This window comes from Streptomyces sp. AM6-12 (genome assembly GCF_044327085.1).
Classification (GTDB): Bacteria; Actinomycetota; Actinomycetes; order Streptomycetales; family Streptomycetaceae; genus Streptomyces.
Genome location: NZ_JBIQWN010000004.1, coordinates 21,242 through 40,590, shown reverse-complemented (window position 1 = coordinate 40,590; position 19,349 = coordinate 21,242). Strand labels below are relative to the sequence as shown.

The following is a 19,349-nucleotide window of genomic DNA, read 5'->3' as shown; positions in this document are numbered from 1 at the left end:
AAATTGACGGCCCGTCAGGCGGGAGCGCGCGCAAAATATCCACAGGCCCGGCCTTGCAGACTGCGAACGCGGAGATCATCCGATCGCCTCACGCCGGGAACCGCGCGCTGCCGAGCGGCGCCCACCAATAAACGAGCAGAGGGGTGTCCGACCCCCCGCATACGGTGCGAAGCAGGTCACCGGACCAGTCGGACAACGCCCCCGGGGGGCGATGGCAGCGCTGATCCCCGGGGGCCCCGAGACACGACAACGGAGGGACCCCGCATGATGTCTCACGCGCAGATTACGGCCATGGAGCTGGCGGCCTCGTCACCCGCGCCCGGCCTCCCGGGCAGCGACACGGCCCCGGACCCGGCCATCTTCGAGTACCTGAACACCTTCAACGACTTCGTCATGGGACCCGGCGGGATCGCGGTCGGCGTCGCCGCGGTGGCGGCCCTCGGCGGCCTGGGTGCCGTCTGGAAGGCGTACGCGCCCCGGCCCGGCTTCGCCTCCAAGCGGGAGATCCGCGACGAGATGAGCGCACGTCACGCCCGGGAGATGGTCAAGCAGACCCGTCCCAGCCTGGAAGGGCGCGAGAAGAAGGTGCCCACCACGGCGTACGCCGTTCCCCTGGGGCGCCTGCGCTCCGGCGGCCTGCCCGTCGGCATCTGGGGCACGCCCGAGAACAACTACCTGATCCTCGCCCCGTCGAGGCAGGGCAAGTCCATCATCCTGAACTCGATGATCTACCGGTGGGACGGCGCGGTCGTGCACACGTCATCCAAGGTCAACGACCACCTGGCCACCAAGGCGATGCGCGAGCAGCTCGGGCCGGTCTGGGTCTGGGACCCGCTGGGCCTGTCGGGCGGGAAGAACACGTTCCGCTGGGACCCGATCCGCGGCTGTGAGGTGCGCGAGGTGGCCATCCAGCGGGCCGCGTACCTGCTGTACGGCTCCCGTAGCGGCGGCGACGCGGGCACGGGCGTGGACGCGTTCTTCAAGTCAACGGCCTGTGAGGTCCTCTCGCGCTTCATGCACGCGGCCGCCCTCGGCGGGAAGACGATGATGGACGTCTACGCGTGGTCGCAGAACCGCGGTGACCAGACGGCGGCGAACATCCTGCTCGCGGCCGGTGCGCAGGACTGGGCGAACCTCCTGGTCCAGCGGCAGACGGTCGTACAGGGCACGGGTGACGGCATCTTCACCACGCTCTCCACCGCGCTCGGCTGGATGGCGAACCCCCGGGTCGCCGAGACGGTCCTGCCGGGCCCCGGCGAGCACTTCGACGCCGAGACCTTCCTGCTCAACAAGGGCACCCTCTACATGATCGGCAACGACAAACCGGGCTCCACGGTCGCCCCGCTGTTCGTGATGTTCGCCGACTACCTGCGCAGCGTGACCATCGAGCTCGGCAACAAGAACGGCGCCGGCCGGATGGACCCGCCCACGCTGTGGGCCCTGGACGAGATCGCCAACCTGATCCCGCTGCCGGTCGACAAGTGGATGCCGGACTCAGGCGGCCGGGGAATCACCCTGGTCATCGTCATCCAGAGCAGGGCCCAGCTGTTCGACGTGTGGGGCGAGCAGCGCGGCCGGATCATCTGGGACGACGCCAATATCCGCATCTTCCTGCGGGGCATCGGCGACACGCAGGTCCGCAAGGACATCAGCGACATGTGCGGCACCTACGAGAAGCAGCGCAAAACCACCACCACCAGGAACGGGGAGAGCTCGATCTCGATGGTTACCGAGGAGAAGCCGGTCATTACCCCGGGGCAGATCTTCAAGTTGGGCAAGCGCCAGTCCCTGATCATCTTCGCCGGTTGCAGCCCGGTCATCACCCACATCAAGCCCCTGTGGAAGCGCCGCGACGTCAAGAAGCTGTCCAAGGCGGCCAACGTGCCCGGCCAGCGCAAGGATGACGGCACGGGCGCCGGCGTCTCGATGACGAAGGAAAGCCGCTGATGGCGGGGGAGATCGGCGGCGGCCTCGCCGGACAGGTCTTCGCCCTGGCCAAGGACCTGGCCAGGGTCGAGAAGGACATCGAGACCCTGAGCGAGCGCAACGGCGACGTGCACACCGCGCTCGCCCAGCTCGGGAACGTGCAGGACGCGCTCGACCACCTGGAGGAGCGGACCGGCGGCCTGCAGGAGCAGGTGCAGGCCCTGGCCCCGCTCCGCTCGGGCCTCGACGCCCTGACCAAGACGGTCAAGCAGATCGGGGAGGACCTCAAGGCCCTGGCGGCCGGACCGGCCGAGGAGAAGTTTGCGGTCTGGAACTGGTCCCTCGACCAGGGCATGGACCGTGAGCAGGCCGCGGAAGCCTGGGGCATCCTGATCAACTGGGTCCGCCACGAGCTGCAGTACGGATACGGCTGGGTCGGCTGGAAGGCGGGAGCGTTCGCCAGCAACAACCCGGTGCCCGGCTCTCCGACCGAGGCCGAGCGCATCCCGCCGTGCTGGTACCGGCACCGTGAGGCGGTGCGGGAGCTGAGCTGGCTGTGCCAGGAGTGGATCAAGATTTATCGGACCTCGTACGGCGCCCCGAACAAGGCGGGGGACTGGCACGACCGGTACGCGCCCGGCGTCAAGCGTCGCCTGATCAGCGCGCTGAGCAAGTGCATCGCGGCCGGCACCCACCAGGACGACCCCTGGGAGAACAACTGGAACCTGCCCACGGCTCCGCGTGCGGTCGACGACGACGAGCTCCTGTCCTCCTTCGTGGGCCAGGAGCTCGGATACCGCCGTGAGGCGCCCGCTCCCGGCCCTGTGGCGGCCTCGTAGCCACACGGACGACGAAGCCCCGACACGTACGTGTCGGGGCTTCGTGCTGCCTCTACGGCCTTCTGGGCTACCGGTCTTGGGGCCAGGGCCAGTCAGCCGGTACGGCCAGGCCCTCGTCGCCCCCGGCGGCCCACGCGAGCGTGTGCTCGACGGCGAGCGTGTAGTCCTGGCCGTTGTCCTGGGTGACCTTCCACAGGGCGGGGTCGCTCGTGGCGTAGAGGGCCTCGTACGCCCGGCTGCGCTCGTTACTGGCGTCCATGCCCTCGACCGGCCGGCCCAGCCGTGTCCCGGTGATCGGGGACACGGAGTTCTCGCCGGTCACCCAGTTCAGCGCGGTGACGATACCGCGCACGTACATCTGGCTCGTGGTGCCGTACCCGTGCTCGGTGACGTATGCGGTCATGGCCTTGAGCTCGTCCAACGGCCGTAGCGTGGGCGGTTTCCACCCCTGTGCGGTCAACTCGGCACCTCCTGGTTGATGACACCCGGCCAGCATGCACGGGCTACGGGCGACCCGGTATCAGTAGCTGATCGTCGGGCCCTGGTCCTGCTGGATCTGCGGAGCAGCCTCGGCCTCCGCCTGGCGGCTGCGCTGGACCTCGGCCTGCTCCGCGCGGACCGCCTCCTCGGCCTCGGCTGCCACCCGGTTGCTCTCCGCCATGCGGACCGCAATTTCGGTGAGCGCGGCGTGGGCCTTGTCGAGATCTTCCTGCAGGTCGGCCAGGTGAGCCGGGAGCTGCTCGGCCTGCTGCTGGGGACCCCGCCCCGCCTCGGCCTCCGACGCCTCGACCGAGGCCGCACGGACCCGCGCGGCCTTGGCGGAGTCCTCCGCATACTGCTGCTCGTAGTGCTCGCGCAGCTCGTCCTCGGCCGTGCGCCCGGCGACCGCCGGTGCCTGCTCCCGCTCTCGCGTCTGCTCCGGGTGCAGTTCCTCCTCGACCGTCTCCTCCGCGTCTGCTTCGGCGGCGGCCTCGACCTGCTCGGAGCGCTCGGGGCGCTCCGTGAACGTCTCTCCCTCGATCTCCCAGTTGATTTCCGGGGCATGGTCGAGGTCGTACTCGCGCTCTGCGTCGCGGGCGACAGCCTGTTCGCGCATGTGCTGCTCGTACGCGGCGAGTGCAGCGTCCACCACCGGGCTCGGCCGGACGACGGCGGGAGCCCCCGCCTCGGCGGTCTGCAGCTCGACGTCCTGGTCGACGCGCTCCCTGGTCTGCAGGGTCTCGCCCTCGACCTCCCAGTCGATGGCCGGGGCCTGCTCGGCCTCGATCCGCCGGTCCTCGTGGTACGCGGCGGCCTCGGCAGCGAGCCTCTCCTGGAGGCTCTGCTGTTCGTCCTGCTCGGCCAGCTGCCCCCCGACGCCGGCACGGTCTACCGTGGCAGTCGGCGACGCCGTGAGGGTCTCGCCCTCCACCGCCCAGTCGATGGCCGGGGCCTGCTCGGCGGTGAGCGTCGACTCACCGGTGACGGCCCGGTACCTCGCTTCGTACGCGGCAAGCACCTGGTCGAGCTCCTCCTGTTCCTCGTGGGTGAGATCAGGCAGGCGCAGCTTGGCGGCCTCCTCGCGCACGTCAGGGGCCTGATCGAGGGTCTCTCCCTCGATCTCCCAGCTGATCTCCGGGGCCTGGTCGAGGTCGTACTCGGGCACCTGCTCCTCGTCGAGCTCCTGGCCCTCGGCCTGCGCGTCCTCCTGGACCTGGTCGTCGGCCCCCCGGCGGGCCAGCTCCTCGCGGGCGGCCTCGGCAGCTTCCCGCGCCGGCGCGGTCTCCTCGTACCAGGCAGTGCGGGCCGCGTCGATCCGCTCCATGGCCTCGACGCGCTCGGAGAGAGAGGCCACCAGATCCTCGTAGCCGCGGGCCTGTTCCTCAAGTTCGGCTCGCTCGGCGGCGTCCTCGCACATGTCGGCGTCGGCCTGCGCGAGGATCGCCTTCTCCTCGTAGCGGATGACCATCTGGCGGGCCTCGGACAGCTCCTCGCCCATGTAGGTCGGCGCCCACGACTTCTCGCGCTCGTAGCGGTTGACCATCTCGCGCAGGGCGGCGTCGGACGTCCGCACGAGGGTCTCCTGGTCCTCGGTCCGGCCCAGCGCGGAGTGCGCGGCCTCCCACGCGGCGCGCTGCTCGACCGCGCCCTTCGCGGGCAGACGGCCGATCGCCGTGTTCGGCGCGTCGATGCCGTACAGCTCGCGGTAGCCCTCGACGGTTCCGGCCCTGCGGCACCACTCGGCGCGTTCGAGCACGTCGTCCGGGACGGGGCCGATCTGACGGATAGCCCACTCCGGGGGATCCTCCGCCAGGCGTTCGCCCAGCACATCGCGCCGGGCGTCCATGGCGGCGGCCATCTCCCGGGCGACCTCGCCCTCGATGCCGGGGATCTCCGGCGTGCGGTCGCTCCAACTCGGCCCGGCCGGCTCGTTCTCCGGCTGGCGGTCCTCCAAGACCATGTCGATACGCCAGTTGACCAGCGCCGGGACGTTGTCCGGCACGGGGTAGGTCATCGGGCGCATCGCGATGGCGCTGGCCAGCACGCTCTTGCCCTCGTGCCCGGCCAGCTCGGCCTCCCTCAACTTCCGGTAGACCGTACCGGGGTCGCCCTGGCGCAGCTTGTTGTAGTGGTCCTCGGACAGCAGCTGCCGCAGCATCGGCTCGTACTGGTTGCGGGTGTGCTCGGTGACGTAGTCCCGCCAACGGGGCTCGATGGCCGGGATCGACTCGGCCCAGTCCTGCGATTCCCGCAGCTCCTGCAGCGCGGACAGCTCGCCACCGTCGCGCTCAACGGCGGCCTGCAGCATGGACATCGCGTCCTGGTCGAGCGACTGGAGCCGGTGCTCGTCGGCCGGAACCTGGCACGCGGCGAAAGCGCGGTTGTACCGCTGGGCACGGGTGAGGCCCGGATAGACCTGCTGGCGGTTCATCCCCTCCTCGACCAGGAGGTATCCGCCGTAGCCGACCGTGCGGCCCTGCACGGCGTTGACGGTGCCCGCGTACGCGAGCGACACGTTCGCCGCGACGTACTCCGAGGGCAGGGTGACCGTACCGGCGAGCCGCTCGGTACCGTCGGCGTCGCGGCCGGCGACCCGGCGCACGACGAGCTGCCCGTCCTCGCCGACCCCGGTCACCCGGTACACCCGGCGGTTAAGGACCAACCGGCCCTCGCTGTCCTTGAGCTTGGCGTCGTTCTCGCGGGTCTGGATGAGGTCGCCGACACCCGCACGGTTGTCGTCGACGAGCGCCAGGCCCTCCTCCTCGACGAGCCCGTACCTGACGAGCTGGGCCCGGATCTCCCTGCTCAGCTCGGTGGCGCGGGCGTTGGTGGCGGTCATGACGACGGACTCGCGCTCGGCGATGGTGTCCGCGACGAACGCCCGGACCACCTCGTCCTTCATCTCCTCCAGCGTGCCGCCCTGGATACGGCCCTGCAGCTCGTACTCGTCGAGCGCGCGGACGTTGCCGCGGCGCAGGTCGAGGCTCGCCTTGGCCTCCCAGTCGCGCACCGTGCCGTCCGCCTCCCGGAACCGGCGGACGTTGCTAAGGCTGTAGTGGGGGCCCTCCTCGACCATCGTGCGCAGCAGTCCGCCAGCCTCCGGAGACTGCAGCTGCTGCTGGTCGCCGATGAGCACGAGCTTGGCCCCGGCCTCCTCACACAGCTGCGAGACACGGGCGATGTGGTCGGTCGAGGCCATACCGGCCTCGTCGAGGACCACCAGGTCGCCCGCGCGGACGCGGAATTTCTCCTGCATCTCGGCGCTGCCCATGCCGTCCGCGTACATCAGGAAGCGGGTGGTGTTCTCCCGGATCTCGATGCCTTCCTCGCCGAGGACTTCGGCGGCGACGGCGGAGGGACCGAGGCCGATGACCCGGCCTGACGTGTGCTCCTGCCAGGCTTCGGCGATGACGCCGGTCGCGTAGCTCTTGCCCGCGCCGGCGGGGCCCTCGATGACACTGACCTTCCGGCTGTCGCCGAGGACACCGCGCACCACGTCGGCCTGGTCGGCCGTCACGCCGGACTGCTTCACCACCTGGTCGACCGTGGGCGGCGACAGGCAGGGGGCGCCGGTCTGGTGGGCGCGGGCGGCGACCCGGCCCTCGCTGGTGAGGTGCTCTTCCAGCGCGAACTTCTCCGACGCCATGGCGCTCGGGGAGAACACCGAGCGGCCGTCACTGGCGCGGATGCGGGACGGCGCGTCCTCGATGATGGTCAGGCCGGCGGTCTGCACGACCCCGTACCGGCCGGACTTCAGGGCCTCATCGGCCAGTTCCTTGGCGAGCGGCGCAAGCGGCACGTCCCGGGGCAGATCATCACCGAGCGTGGTGTTCAGCTGCTGGATCAACTCGCTGCGGTCCCACGTCGCGCGTTTCGTCTGCAGGGCCTCCAACGCCTCCGTGATGACCTGCTCGCGGTCGAACTCGGGGACGTCGACCTCGGCGAGCCGGGTCTCGACGCCGACCTGCTCGACCCTGTCCAGCGCACCGAGCAGACCCCCGTCGACGCACTCCTCGGCGATCCGGGTAGCCCGCTCGATCCTCGCCTCGGCGCTCTGGTGCTCATTCCGCTTCGGGTCGCGCGTGTCCAGCGTGGCCATCTCCCGGAGCCGAGCCCGGGTGTACGGGGAGGGCTCACGACCGTGGTCCTGGACGTACTGCTCGCACAGCTCCTCGTACCGCTGGTCCACCTGGAAGGAACGGGTCGACATGCCGTCGAGCAGCTCCTGCTCGAACCCCTTGATCTCGCGGGCCAGACCGTCCGGCCTCATTTCGAACACGACGGGCGCGACGTTCTCGATCTCCTGCTCAAGCGTGCGCTCGAAGATGGCGGCCGCGGCCTCGCGGGCCTTGTGCATCGCACGGGAATCGAGGGTCACCCAGTGCTCGTTGCCGTCCTGGTCGTGGACCTTGATTTTGTTGAGACCCGCCACATGGGCGTGCAGCTGGGGGTCACCCTCGCGCGAGACTTCGTGGGTGAAAATGGCGGCCGTGTAGCCGGTCGAGTCGGCGTACCGGCCGGTCGACGGCCTGCCGTTCTTCGCGTTGCCGTGGTACCCGATTCGGCCGAACCCGGCCTCCTCCTCGAACACCTTCTCGCCGGCCTTGATGGCCGTGACGAACGCGGCCCGCACCTTCGCGGCGTCCTCGTGACGGCCCGCGGCCTCCAGCGCAGTGAGGTAGACAGACACCGACTTTTGCACCGAGTACGTCCGGTCGAAGTACATGGCGGGGGAGCGCTGGCCCTTGTCCCGCTCCTCCCTCCGGATCTCCGCGACGCGCTCCGGATCAGCGTTCGGTTCCTTCGCCAGGCGGTCATCGATCCGCTGGTCGATCGTGCGGTACTCGTACGGCTTCCGGCCGCGCCGGGCACTCGCCTCGGCGTCGTTCATGATCTTCTCGGCGGCGGTGCCGGTGATGCCGTTCGCGTCGATGTACGCCTTCGCTTCGCCGATCGCCTGGCGGTACTCCTCGGGGTGAGCGTGCTTCCCGAAGACCGCGCGAATGTCACTCTCCGTGGCATTGGCGTCCGCGGTGAGGCCCCACTCTGAGAGGCCCTCACCCACCCAGATGGCGAGCGGAGTTCCGTGCTGCGTGCCCTTCGCGAAGTAGCCCTCCGGGCCGTCGAGTGTGACCTCGGCATCATGCTCGTGCCCGCCGGCGCAACCCGACCCGGAGAGCAGGTAGTTGAGCCCTGCCTCTCCTCCGGAGATCGCGGTAATGCGCAGCATGGTCACTGAGGATACGCGATCAAGCGCGGCAGCGACACCGACAAATTAAGAATGCCTAGGTGTGTTATGTAGTAGAGGTTGTAGCAGTAGGGCAGAGAGGGAGTTGGAGAGGGGTTGATCGGTAAGGGAGGGGAGGTCGAGAGATGCTGATGAGAGGCGGCGTGCGGGTGCTGTTGGGGTGAGGTGCGGAAGGGTTCGGCCGGTGCTGTGAGGCGGGGCCTGGAGAGCGCGAGAGGGCGGCGGAGCGCCTCTCGCAAGGACAGGTGCTCGACGGGCCTGCACAGGCCCTGTACGCTCGCCAGAGACGACATGAGGGCCGACCCCGGACGCGGGGGCGGCCCTCGACTGTTACCACGAGTGATTTTCGGCGGCGGCCGATTCCGCCGCGCGCTTCGCGCGCCGGCGCCGTGCTACGCCCCATGCACATGGGGAAACGCGCGGCCCCACACACGCCCGGGGCCGCGCACGCGGCGGGCCCCGGCAGGCGGGTCAACGCCCCATGTGCATGGGGTAATCCTCGGGCTCGTCGGCCTCGGCCGGGCGGGGTCGAGGGAGTACGGCGGCTGGCTCGACGGCGGGGGAGTCGGGTTCCGGTTCGGCGTCCGGCCCGGCGTCGGCGGCGTCGTCCTGGTCCTCGTCGGCGGGGAGGGTGAACGGCTCGCCGCACAGTCCGCAGATGATCGGCCCCTCCGCCAGGACCTTCGGGGTCACGGGGAATGCCCGCGGGTCCGGCTGGCATCCGCACGTCACCTTGACCCGCTTGCCGTTCGTCGATCCGGGAGTCTCCGGCGCGGTCGGGTCCTCCTCCTCGGTGCCCTCCTGGTCGTCTCCGCCGAGGCCGGGGAGGGCGGCCCCGTCGATCTGCCGGATGACGGCCGCGTACTTCTTGCGGGTCTTGTCGGTGAGGGTGCAGTTGGAGAAACCCAACGGTTTCTCCGACTTCCGGGGAGGCTCCAGTCCGGTCTCCCGTGCCAGCTGCGCGAACTCCTTGCGGTGCCAGCGGGGGTCACCCCGGGAGACGTCGGTGATCTTTCGAACATGGGCGAGCGCGTGGGCGGCCTCGTGCAACAGGGTCTTGAGGACCTCCTCCCCTCCGTCGCGGACGGTCTCGCCCGCGACGAACAGCTCCGCCAGGCGCTGCTCCTCCTCGGCCACGGCCCATCGGTCGGCCCAGTGATGCCCGCGGGTGACGTAGTGCCGGCGCTTGGGTGCGTCGGTCGACTTCCGCGGCTTCTCGGTCTGACGGCGTGGGATTCCGGTTCCGGTGATGAACAGGACGGGCGGGAGGTCGGGGTGGTGCTTCTGGATCTGCGTCCAGCACTTCTCCAGCGCGGCGATCAGGCGGGTGCCCTCGCGGCCGGGGTCGGTCTTCGTGTCGGCCATACGGGTCTCCTTTCCCCATGTGCATGGGGTTTGATCATCGGCGGGCGGGTGCCAACTGTTACCGGGCTGGGATCAGAAGAGGGCGTCCTGGACGGCGCCGCTGGGGTTACCCGCTGCAATCGCGGCGGCGATGGCAGCCTCGACGTCGGCGCCGGTCGCCTGGGCGGTGAGGATCGCGTCGCGGATGGCGACGGCCCGTCCGTCCGGGCCGCGTACGTCGCTGAGCGCGTGCCCGGCCCGGTGTGACCTCGCGTAGTAGTCGCGGATGTTGTCGAGCCGTTCGCCGGCGACCCAATGGGCGGCCAGCTGACAGCTCGACTCGTCGCAGGTGTGGCGGACGACGTGGCCCGCGGGGAGGGCGGCGGCGCCGTGGGCGATGACGTAGCCGAGGACGTGGGCGGTGACCACGCGGGAGGTGCCGGCCTTCCTCGACCCGGCCCGCAGCTTGCCGTGCCCGGAGCTGCTGATCGCGCCGAGGAAGTAGGCGCACCGGTCCGGGCCGCGGTCGTAGACCTTGGCCCGGTAGCGCTCGACGGTCGCGGCGTCGGCTGCCAGGGCGGCCCACGGCACGGGCGCCTGCTCCGTCGTCATCTCCGGTTCCTCCTCGTGGTCCTGGTGCTCGTCGTCGGCTACCGGCTGCGGGTCCGGCCGGTGCCGGCGCAGTGCCCGCACTGACCGGTCCCGTCCGAGTGCGCGTTACGGCAGGTGGCCAGCTCGGCCATGACCGTGCTGGTCAGCCACCCGAGGTGGCCGGGCTGCACGAGCGCCTGGTGCTGCTCGCCGGTCGCCGGGTCGGTGACCGTGACGGCCACGGTAGCGGTGTCCTCCGGGTCGACGGGGTAGGTCTCGGCCAGCTCCTGCAGCGCGGCCGCGAACAGGACGACGGGCTGCTCCACGGTGGGGTCGACGGTGGTCATGGTCACCACCCCCAGTGGTCGTATTCCTGGCGGACGTACGGGCGGTGGGAGGGGTCCCACTCGATCGCTCCGGGTCCGTGCGGGCCGCCGTGGGTGTCGTGCTCGCGGTCGAACTCGGCGAGCCGATGGGCCAGCTGGGCGGCATCGGTCACGAAGTCCTCGACGTCCGGGTACGCGATCGACAGCCGGTCGGCCAGGGCCGCGCGACGGAGCAGGTAGAGACGCTCCTGGTGCTCGTCGGGCTCGTACGGCTCGCCCGCGATGGACGCGGTGGACGCCCTCCTCGTCCTCGCCGCCGCCACCCATGTCACCGAGCTGGGAGACACCTCCGCGCAGGACACGTTGGCCTCGACCTGCAGGCGCTCGGAGATCCGGGCGAGCTCGGCGGCCTCGTGCAGCATGTCCGGGGCGCTCATGTACGCGACCTCGGGGGACGGCGCGTCGAACCCCTCGCCGGTGATCGGGTCAGGCACGGGCGGGCTCCTCCTCGGCGGCGGGCGCGTCGTCGAGCGGCTCGCGCAGCTTGTTCACGGCCTGACGGGTCATCTGGGCGAGCCTGCCCAGTTCGGCGTCGCTCGTCTCGGGGCTGCCCTCCCACGCGAACGCGCGGTACAGGCGGGAGTAGATGCCGGCGCGGGCGGCCTTCACGGCCTTCTCGGCCTCGACGCGGGCCTGGCCGAGGGCGGCCAGCTCGTCGAGGACCTGCTGCCGGAGCGCGGTCCGGCGCTCGTACGCGGCGGCCTGGCTCGTGTACCCGGCCTCTCGGCCCACGCCGAGCAGCACGATGCCCTCGGCTGCCGCGGCCGCGCGGGCGGTCTCGGGGAAGGCGTCGAGTTCGTCGTCGGTGGTCTCGGTGGTGATGGCCGTGGGGTGCTTGTCGAGCCACTGCTCGACGGGCACGAGCGGGCGGCCGGCGGCCTGGTCGAGGCGGTACTGGTAGAGGAACGCGCGGGTGCCGATCAGGCCAGCGTGGAAGCGGTCGGCGTCCTTCTCCTCGATGCCGTAGTGCGCGGCCAGGTCGGGCCAGAAACCGCCCTGGCGCCGGAGTCCCATGCGGACCATGTGCTCCGCCTCGTTGTCGACGGTCGCGTTGCGGCCGGTGGCGACGTAGTCCTGGACGATCTGGGGGAAGTGGCGGGCGGCGTCACTGACCTCGACGAGCCAGGGGCGGCGGCCCTCGGGGCCCAAGCGGTCGCGGCCGCACGCACGGCTGATGTCGAGGCCGGCGGACGCGGCGACGGCGGACCAGTCGAGGTCCTCGGTGCCGGGGACGGGGACCAGGTGGTCGAGCAGGGTCTGGGCGAGCGGGGTGACCTCGTGCGCGAACGCGTTGCCCTCGGCCACGTCGTGGTACGGGCGCTCGTCCACCCCGGAGTCGATGACCCAGTACAGGACCTCCGGCACGCCCTGCCAGTGGCTGGGGGCGAACAGGTGGCCGGGGTAGTAGCCCTCCTCCTTGTTGCTGCGGCGGTAGTCCGAGCAGTGGAAGGCGAGTTCACCGGTCCGGGTGTTCAGCACGATGTGCTGGTAGTGCCCGGCGTCGGCGCCGAGCGGCATCTCGCCGGCGCCGTTGCGGGCGAACCAGGCGCGGGCGGCTTCCTTGTCGGGGACCGGGGGAACCTCGGCTTCGGTGATCTCACGGACGGTCACGGTGGGTGCCTTGCGTGTCATGTCAACCAGGTTGACGCCTGACCTGACGTGGCGTCAACCCGGTTGACAAGGTTGGCCGGATGACGGCCCGGTGGCCGGTTCTACTTCTTCCGGCCCTGCAGCTCCTGCAGCTGGCGGAGGGCCTCGCGGAGCTCCTCCTCGGCGTCGCGGGCGCGGTTCTCCTGGGCGCGGACCTCGTCGTACAGCTCGCCGTTCTTCGTCTCCAGCGCGGTGATGCGGCCGCCGGCGGTCTTGGCGTCCTCGCGGAGCCGGGCGGCCTCGGCCCGCAGCTCGTCGACCACGGACTGGGCGGCATCGACCTTGGCCTGGGCGTCGGTGGCGGCCTGGCGGGCGGCCCGCTGGGCGTCCTCGACCTTGCCGTTCGCCTCAACCACACGGCCGTTGGCGGCCTCGACGTCCGCCAGGGCCTTGGCCTTCACGTCGCGGGCGCTGGCCTGCTCCTGCTCGACGGTCGTCTCCATCTCCTTCACCCGGCGGTCGGCCTCGACCGTTGCCTTCCCGGCTTTCTCCTCGGCGGCCGCGACCTCCCGGGCGGTGCGCTCCTCGACCTCGGCGACCTTCGCCGCGGCGTCGGCGGCGGCCTGGGCGACCTGCTCCTCCTTCTGCCGCTCGGCCTCGGCGACGGCGGCGTCCGCCTCCTCCTGGATGCGGGTGACCTCGGCCTCGAACCTGGCCTTCGCGTCCTCCAGTTCGCGCATCGCCTCGTCCGCCGCTTCGTCGGCGTCGGCCTTGGCCTGCTCGGCGTTCTTCGCCCGGCGTTCGGCGGTCTCGCGGCGGCCGCGCTCGGCGACGAGCTCCTCCTGGGCGGCGGCGATGGCGGCGTCCGCCCGGGTCTCGGCGGCGGCGACCTGGGCCTCGGCGGCCTCCGGGTCGGCGACCCGCTCCATGAGCTCGACGTACCGGGGGAGTTCGTTCGTCAGGTCCTTGACGGCGGTGAGGACGGACTCGCGCACGAGCATGGCGGTGGCGGCCGCGCCGGTCACCGGTCGGTCAGTGTCCTCCTCGGCGGCCTGGGCGGCGGCCGCGGGGCCGGCGGCGCCCCGGCGCTTCGCCCGGTACGCGGTCATCGCATTGTGGTCCGGGTCGTCGCAGTACTTCGGAGCCTGCCCGCGCACCGTGCGGTCCTTCGGCACCCGCGGGCGGTGGCAGTCGGGGAACGCGCACTCATCGACGGCGGTCTGCTCGGTCTGCTGCTCGGTCATCTTCGGTGCTCCTAGTCGGCGGTGGGGAGATCGCTGCGGCGGACGACGTACTCCGGGTAAACGTGCCAACCGGTGTCCTGGCCACGGTCGAGCAGGTCGGCGTAGCCGGTGCCCTCGTCGTCGCCCTCCCAGGTGAGGACGGCGTCGGCGACGTCGTCGGGGTGCTCATCCTCGCGGTACTTCGCCTCGGCGTACGCACGGGCGACCGCCTCGTCCACGGCCGGGATGGCGCCGGGGTCGGTGCCGCGGGCGACGAGCCAGACGGCGGGCTGCGGGTCGCGCCAGGCGGCGTACTCCTGGCGGACGTACGCGCGCAGGTCGGCGGCGGGGGAGTGCGGGCTGAGTGCCTGTGGCGGCACGGGGCCGGCGGCCGTGCCGTGGGCCTGGTCGTGGGTGGCCAGCTTGAGCGCGGCGCTGCGGACGTCCTGGCTCGCCTTGCCGTCCGCCTCGGGCACGTCGAGCGTGCTGCGGTCAGCGAGCGCGGCCCGGCGCACGAGCCGCTCGCGGATCGGGAGCTGGGCCATCGTCCGCACGAGCTCCTGGTGCTCCTCGTACAGGTCCGGGGCGGTGTCGTACGCGGCCGGCCGTTCGGTCATCTCGTCCTCCTCGTCGCCTTCACGGTCCCTCCAGTCTAATGCATTGCATTGCATTTCGTCAATGCAATGCATAACCGCGATGCAATGAAATGCAATGCATTAGGGGGGGCGGAAGATCACCCGGGCCACGACCGTGGTCGCCACGACGGCCTTGGGGCGAGGGCTGCCCCCCGGTGCCAGCCCCCCGGTGACGACACGCTCCTCGGCCACGACGCGCCCGCACCGACGCGGAGCGACCACACCGGCCGCGACCGCATCGCGGCAGCAGCTGCTCCCCCTCGACCACGGCCGGCGGTGCGGTCTCCTCACGCGCCCGTCATGCGCGACGGCGGGAGTACGGCGGCCCGCCCAACTCCGGCCGGGCAGACGGTGACCGGTCCGCCACCGCCCCCCCTCCCTCCGCCGCTAGCCCGTCTTTCACACTCCGAAGCACCTGCAGCCGCGCACGCTGCAGGCCACGGAGGATTACGGATCTTGGGCGCTCCACAGACAAGCCGCGGCCCGCTCGACGGCCTGCTCGGCAGCGCTCCGCAGGGGGTAACAGTCCGCTCGACGGGGGGTGCTCTGACCTGGGGAAGTTCTAAAAATCCGACCTTAAATGAGGGCCCGAAGGGGGGTGCCAAGGTTCGTCCTCGACCGAGGCCAGTGCGCTGGCCGGGGGATGCCGCTGGCCTGGACTGCTCCGCCCCGCCCCGGACCTACCTGGGTCATTCAAGAATCTCGGACCACCGTTTTCTGACATGATCCAGGGCCATGAGTGACCTTCCGGCCCCGTCCGGCCATCCCGAACTCCTCGTCGCCGAGCCGCTCGTCCGCACCGAGATCAAGATCGGGTACGCCCGGGCGTCGACCGGCGGCCAGAAGCTCGAACGGCAGATCGACGCCCTCACCGCCGCCGGATGCCGCAAGATCTTCGCGGACAAGAAGTCCGGCAAGACCGACCTGCGCCCGGAGCTGAAGGCGTGCCACGCCTTCCTCGACGTCGGCGACACCCTCGTGGTCCCCTCGCTCGACAGTTACGGCCGCAGCCTCCAGGACCTCATCAACATGGTCGCCGCACTGCGCGAGCGCGGCATCGGCTTCACCTCGCTGCACGAGAACCTGGACACCACCACCCCCGGCGGCCGGCTCGTCTTCCACGTCTTCGCTGCCCTGGCCGAGTTCATCCGCGAACTCATTGTCCAGGGCACTCGCGAGGGCCTGGCCGCCGCCCGCGCCCGCGGCCGGGTCGGCGGACGCCCCACCGTCGCCACCGAGGAAGTCATCAAGGCCGCCCGCGACCTGCTGCCCGACCCCGGCCGCTCGATCACCTCGATCGCCAAGCTCCTCGGCGTCTCCCCGGGCACCCTCTACAACCACATCCCCGACCTCCGGGAACTGCGGACCGGAGCCGTCCCCCACCAACTGGAGGCCAGCAAGTGACAGAGAACCACGAGACGACCGACGTCCAGCAACTGACCGTCGAACTGCGGCAGCGGGAGTATCACCTCCGGCTGGCCGGAGGCGGCCCCCAGTCCCGGGTCTGGCTCCTTCGAGAGCGATACGGGCGCCACAGCGCACACGGGACGGAGCGTTTCCTCCAGTTGCTGTACGGAGCCGCACTCTGGACAGACCCCGGGCTCCTGCCGGACGAGGAGGAGATCGCCGCCGCTGTTGAGAACGTCGACCTGGGCGCGATCGACGTCGCGTATCTCCCGCTGGACCGGGCCGCCCTCGACATCCTCCACCGCCCGACGTGGCAGGACGGGGTGGAGCCGTACATCACCCACCTGATGCAGAACGAGAAGATGTCCCGCCAGCCACTGCATCAAGGCAATGCCGCCTACTGGCGTGAAGCCCACCGCACCTACCGCGACATCGACGGCTACCACACCAGCCGGGGGTTCCCTTTCCTCGCGACCCAGGCCCTCCTGGAAGCGGCCGTTATCTCGGTCACCGGCGGCTACCCGCCCAAGTCCAGGGTGAGGCTGCACGACGGCCGTACGGCCGTCATCGACTCAGCCCGATGGGCACGGGACGGTGCCCCCGACCACTACCTCGGCCGCTTCCCCGGCGACGCAGCCGAGCACACGATCGGCGCCAACGAGATCGCAGGACCGGACGAGCCCCGCTGAGGACGAGCGCGAAGCAACAGGGGCAGAGGGCCGACGGCTACTTTGCACCGTGGGTCAGAGATAGGACGCCGGGGCCGTGTACGAGGGGCCGCAGCCGGGCCTGCGCGTCGAGCCGGGGGCGCCGGAAACCTAGCTGGCAGGGCCCCGGTCGTGGGCCCTGCCGGAAAGGATGCGTCAGGCTCAGGTGAGCTGCTCCGGCTCCGGCTCCTGGCGGCGGCGCTCGACCCACCGGTCGATGCGGGCGAGCGTCGCACCGGCCCGCTCGGCGGCCTCGCCCGTGAACCGGACGCGCCTCCGCCCACCGCACGCCCAGCAGTCGGGGCCGCAGTCGAGCACGGGGCAGGGCATCGTGAGCTGGTCCATGGGGTTCCTCCTCGGTCGGGGCCGTCGTCCTGATGGGCTCTGCCCGCCGCGGTTCTGGGAGGGGCGCAAGGCTCGCCGCTTGCGGCGACCGCCGTAGGCGGCTTGGCCTTGTGCCCCTCCCAGGTTCGTGGCGCCCTCGGGCATCAGGACGACGGTCACGACCGAGGAGCCCCACCTCAGCCACACCTACCCGGCTTCACCACCGCGCCGGTGAGCGCTCGACGGCGACCGGCCACCACGCGGCAGCACACCGCCCCGCACCACGACGACGGCACCAGCCCTCACCGACGGCCACCGGGTGACGACACGCTCCTCGGCCCCGACGCGCCCGCACCGACGCGGAGCGACCACACCGGCCGCAACCAGCATCGCGGCAGCAGCAGCTCCCCCTCCGCCTGGGAGTCACCCGGACCGGATGCCCGAGCTGAATGTTCACGAGAACGGACAGCGCTGGGGAGCGTTGATCCCGGTCAGTCCAAGTCGGCGGAGGCCAGGGCGACCGCGAGCATGATGTGGGGGACAGCCCCCAGGCAGAGCTCGGCTGCCGTGCTCGGGTCCGAGGCGGTACGCGCCTCCTGTAGCGCCAGCAGAGCTGTCAGCACCGTGGCGTCGACCGCCTCGTCGAGGATCTCCTCTACAGCGAGCTCGCCGCCGGCCGCCAGCTCGTACACCAGAGCGGCCGCCTGCTCCGGATCGCTCCGCCAGCGGGCGGCGACCTCGGTGCCGGCGCTCACCAGCTCCATCGCGGCGGCTTGCTCTAGCGTCGGCAGCGGCACTTCGTCCTGACCAGGCGGGTCGTCCTGGTCAACAAACTCCTCGGCCTGCGCCACGGCACACCGCGCCGCATAGGTCCGTTGGGCCTGCGCCTGCTCCCACGCCAGAGCAGCCGGCCACCGGGCGTTGTCTTCGGCGCGGGCCCGGTCCAGCAAGTCGGCAGCCGTGAGAGTGACCTGGACGCACGGCAGGACATTCACCTCGATGGCCTCCTGGCCGGGCGAGGCGGCAGCGATCGGCCGGTACACCGCGCCAGCCGCCTCGGCGCAGGCTCCAATCAGCGTGGTCAGGGCGGCGATCAGCCGGGCGTGGCGGCGACGACGTGCGGGCAGGTCCACGCGGTTTGTGGCAGTCATCCTTGCAGCATCCCGCGCCGCGACCCCCGGTGCTGCTCGTTCTCGTGAACATCGACCTGGCCCCTCACCACGTGCCTCCCAAAGTCATGACGAACTGACTTCACAACTCGTGAACAAAGCCAGACCTCCGATGAGGGAGGCCGAAAGGGAAGTCGCCTGGGTACTCTCTCTCCTACCTGATTCGGCCTCAGCCCACGAAAGTCAGCCACGACGATCCCGGCGGCCGAACTCGCAGGCGCGCGTGGGTACAGCAACCCGCTCCTGGATCAGCCACGCTTCTTCGCCTGGAAAGTAAATGCGGGCCGCGGCCGCCGACGGTGGCGAGCCACCCCGGCGGGGCACCGCAGGCCCCCCGGGGCCGAGGAGCTGCCGACCTGCGCGCGTATGTGGGCCCGCTGGTCGTCCGCCTGGACGGCAGCTTCTACAGCACCCCGATCATGGCGTTCTCCTCCCACCCCTCGCCGTCCTCGAAGTACCCCTCCATCACCCGGCTGTTGGGGGCCCAGCCGCCCTGGGCGGCGATGACCTTGCGGTCGTTGCCCGCGCGGCGGGAGGCTTCAGCGGCGCCGCGGCGGGGTGAGTGCCCGGTTGGCCGGATGGGGAGGTCGGCGTCCGCGCCCATCTGCGTGATGATGGCGCCGATGGTCTCGGGGTCGAGGCCGCCGTCCATCGGGGTGTGCCAGCGGTTGTGCAGGGGCTTGAACGCGAAGTCGTCGGGGTCGGTCAGACCGGCGCCGGTCTTCCATGCGCGCCAGGCGCGGACCGGGCACAGCGAGGGACGGCTGGCGTAGGGGACCTTGCTCTTGCGGGGCTTGACCTTGGAGACCCGCACGTCCACGTCCAGGCCCTCGACGACCTCCACGATGTGGCGCAGGCGCAGGTAGGCGACCTCGTGCTCGCGGCCCATGATCCCGTAATGGACCAGGGCGATGGCGCGGTTGCGGATGCCGAGCAGGGTGTCGGGGGCGGCCTGGACGGCGGCGCGCAGGTGGGGGACGAGCAGGGCGGGCGCGGATCCGCGGCCGCGGGTCTCGTCCGTCTTCTCCATCTGCTTGACCTTGGCCTTGAGCACACGGCGGGCGCGGGCGCCCACCGTGCGGTCGAGGACCAGGCCGTACTCGGTGCGGCCGGTGACGACGACGCCGGACAGGCGGCGGTCGATGGTGGTGGGCGCGGTGCACGTGCCGGGGCGCCATCCGGGCTGCCACCACAGCCACTCCACGAACGCGGTGAGCGAGCCGGGGGTGATGGCGGTGGGCGGCAGGTCGAGCAGCGTGCAGAACTGTTCCCACACCTTCCAGTCGGCGGCGTAGGCGTCGGTGGTGTTCTCGGGGCGGAGGTCCTGCTCGTGCTTCTTGGAGCGCTCCTCCATCTGCTCCAGGCGGGCGAGGACGTCGGGGGCGAAGGTGGCGCCGGGCACCGGGGAGGTGCCGGCGTCGGCGGGGAGGATGAGCGAGGGGCTCACCACGTGCAGCGCATGTGGCTGCTGCTCGTGCAC

At 71.1% G+C, this 19,349-nt stretch carries 16 protein-coding genes; 4 read left to right on the top strand and 12 right to left on the bottom strand.

Going from position 1 to position 19,349, the window contains the following annotated elements:
- The first annotated feature begins 264 nt into the window (after positions 1–264).
- Positions 265–1,947: a type IV secretory system conjugative DNA transfer family protein gene (locus tag ACE4Q9_RS35635; RefSeq protein WP_397988967.1), complete on the top strand. Its 1,683-nt coding sequence runs from the start codon at positions 265–267 to the stop codon at positions 1,945–1,947.
- Complete coding sequence (locus ACE4Q9_RS35630) at positions 1,947–2,765, top strand: hypothetical protein (RefSeq protein WP_397988966.1); 819 nt, start codon at positions 1,947–1,949, stop codon at positions 2,763–2,765. The genes ACE4Q9_RS35635 and ACE4Q9_RS35630 overlap by 1 nt, the downstream gene beginning before the upstream one ends.
- A 67-nt stretch (positions 2,766–2,832) precedes the next feature.
- On the opposite strand, the gene ACE4Q9_RS35625 is transcribed toward ACE4Q9_RS35630, so the two are convergent.
- The 9 genes from ACE4Q9_RS35625 to ACE4Q9_RS35585 form a co-directional block, all read right to left on the bottom strand.
- Positions 2,833–3,186: a hypothetical protein gene (locus ACE4Q9_RS35625; RefSeq protein ID WP_397988964.1), complete on the bottom strand. Its 354-nt coding sequence runs from the start codon at positions 3,184–3,186 to the stop codon at positions 2,833–2,835.
- A 99-nt stretch (positions 3,187–3,285) separates the two neighbouring features.
- On the bottom strand, positions 3,286–8,475 hold the full coding sequence (mobF, locus tag ACE4Q9_RS35620) for a MobF family relaxase (RefSeq protein WP_397988962.1): 5,190 nt from the start codon (positions 8,473–8,475) through the stop codon (positions 3,286–3,288).
- A 489-nt stretch (positions 8,476–8,964) separates the two neighbouring features.
- The gene (locus tag ACE4Q9_RS35615) at positions 8,965–9,858 is read right to left on the bottom strand and encodes a hypothetical protein (protein WP_397988960.1); all 894 of its coding nucleotides are present in this window, start codon (positions 9,856–9,858) and stop codon (positions 8,965–8,967) included.
- 72 nt (positions 9,859–9,930) lie between these two features.
- Positions 9,931–10,530: a hypothetical protein gene (locus ACE4Q9_RS35610; protein WP_397988958.1), complete on the bottom strand. Its 600-nt coding sequence runs from the start codon at positions 10,528–10,530 to the stop codon at positions 9,931–9,933.
- Positions 10,488–10,775: a hypothetical protein gene (locus ACE4Q9_RS35605; protein ID WP_397988956.1), complete on the bottom strand. Its 288-nt coding sequence runs from the start codon at positions 10,773–10,775 to the stop codon at positions 10,488–10,490. Before ACE4Q9_RS35605 ends, ACE4Q9_RS35610 begins: the two co-directional genes overlap by 43 nt.
- Before the next feature lie 2 nt (positions 10,776–10,777).
- Positions 10,778–11,248 (bottom strand): hypothetical protein, encoded by a 471-nt coding sequence (locus tag ACE4Q9_RS35600; protein WP_397988954.1) that lies wholly within the window; start codon positions 11,246–11,248, stop codon positions 10,778–10,780.
- Positions 11,241–12,446: a hypothetical protein gene (locus tag ACE4Q9_RS35595; protein ID WP_397988953.1), complete on the bottom strand. Its 1,206-nt coding sequence runs from the start codon at positions 12,444–12,446 to the stop codon at positions 11,241–11,243. The genes ACE4Q9_RS35600 and ACE4Q9_RS35595 overlap by 8 nt, the downstream gene beginning before the upstream one ends.
- A gap of 80 nt (positions 12,447–12,526) precedes the next feature.
- Complete coding sequence (locus ACE4Q9_RS35590) at positions 12,527–13,648, bottom strand: hypothetical protein (protein WP_397988951.1); 1,122 nt, start codon at positions 13,646–13,648, stop codon at positions 12,527–12,529.
- A gap of 11 nt (positions 13,649–13,659) precedes the next feature.
- Positions 13,660–14,244: a hypothetical protein gene (locus ACE4Q9_RS35585; RefSeq protein ID WP_397988949.1), complete on the bottom strand. Its 585-nt coding sequence runs from the start codon at positions 14,242–14,244 to the stop codon at positions 13,660–13,662.
- 753 nt (positions 14,245–14,997) lie between these two features.
- Here ACE4Q9_RS35585 and ACE4Q9_RS35580 point away from each other — a divergent pair.
- Both ACE4Q9_RS35580 and ACE4Q9_RS35575 read left to right on the top strand, forming a co-directional pair.
- Positions 14,998–15,666 carry a recombinase family protein gene (locus tag ACE4Q9_RS35580; RefSeq protein ID WP_397988947.1) on the top strand — a complete coding sequence of 223 codons (669 nt, stop codon included), beginning with the start codon at positions 14,998–15,000 and terminating at the stop codon, positions 15,664–15,666.
- A complete protein-coding gene (locus ACE4Q9_RS35575) occupies positions 15,663–16,358 on the top strand; it encodes a hypothetical protein (RefSeq protein WP_397988946.1) in 696 nt (231 codons plus the stop codon). The genes ACE4Q9_RS35580 and ACE4Q9_RS35575 overlap by 4 nt, the downstream gene beginning before the upstream one ends.
- Before the next feature lie 180 nt (positions 16,359–16,538).
- Here the strand turns inward: ACE4Q9_RS35575 and ACE4Q9_RS35570 are convergent, their stop codons facing one another.
- The 3 genes from ACE4Q9_RS35570 to ACE4Q9_RS35560 form a co-directional block, all read right to left on the bottom strand.
- On the bottom strand, positions 16,539–16,721 hold the full coding sequence (locus tag ACE4Q9_RS35570; protein ID WP_397988944.1) for a hypothetical protein: 183 nt from the start codon (positions 16,719–16,721) through the stop codon (positions 16,539–16,541).
- Between the two features lie 470 nt (positions 16,722–17,191).
- A complete protein-coding gene (locus ACE4Q9_RS35565) occupies positions 17,192–17,851 on the bottom strand; it encodes a hypothetical protein (protein ID WP_397988942.1) in 660 nt (219 codons plus the stop codon).
- 421 nt (positions 17,852–18,272) lie between these two features.
- The gene (locus tag ACE4Q9_RS35560) at positions 18,273–19,349 is read right to left on the bottom strand and encodes an integrase (protein WP_397988940.1); all 1,077 of its coding nucleotides are present in this window, start codon (positions 19,347–19,349) and stop codon (positions 18,273–18,275) included.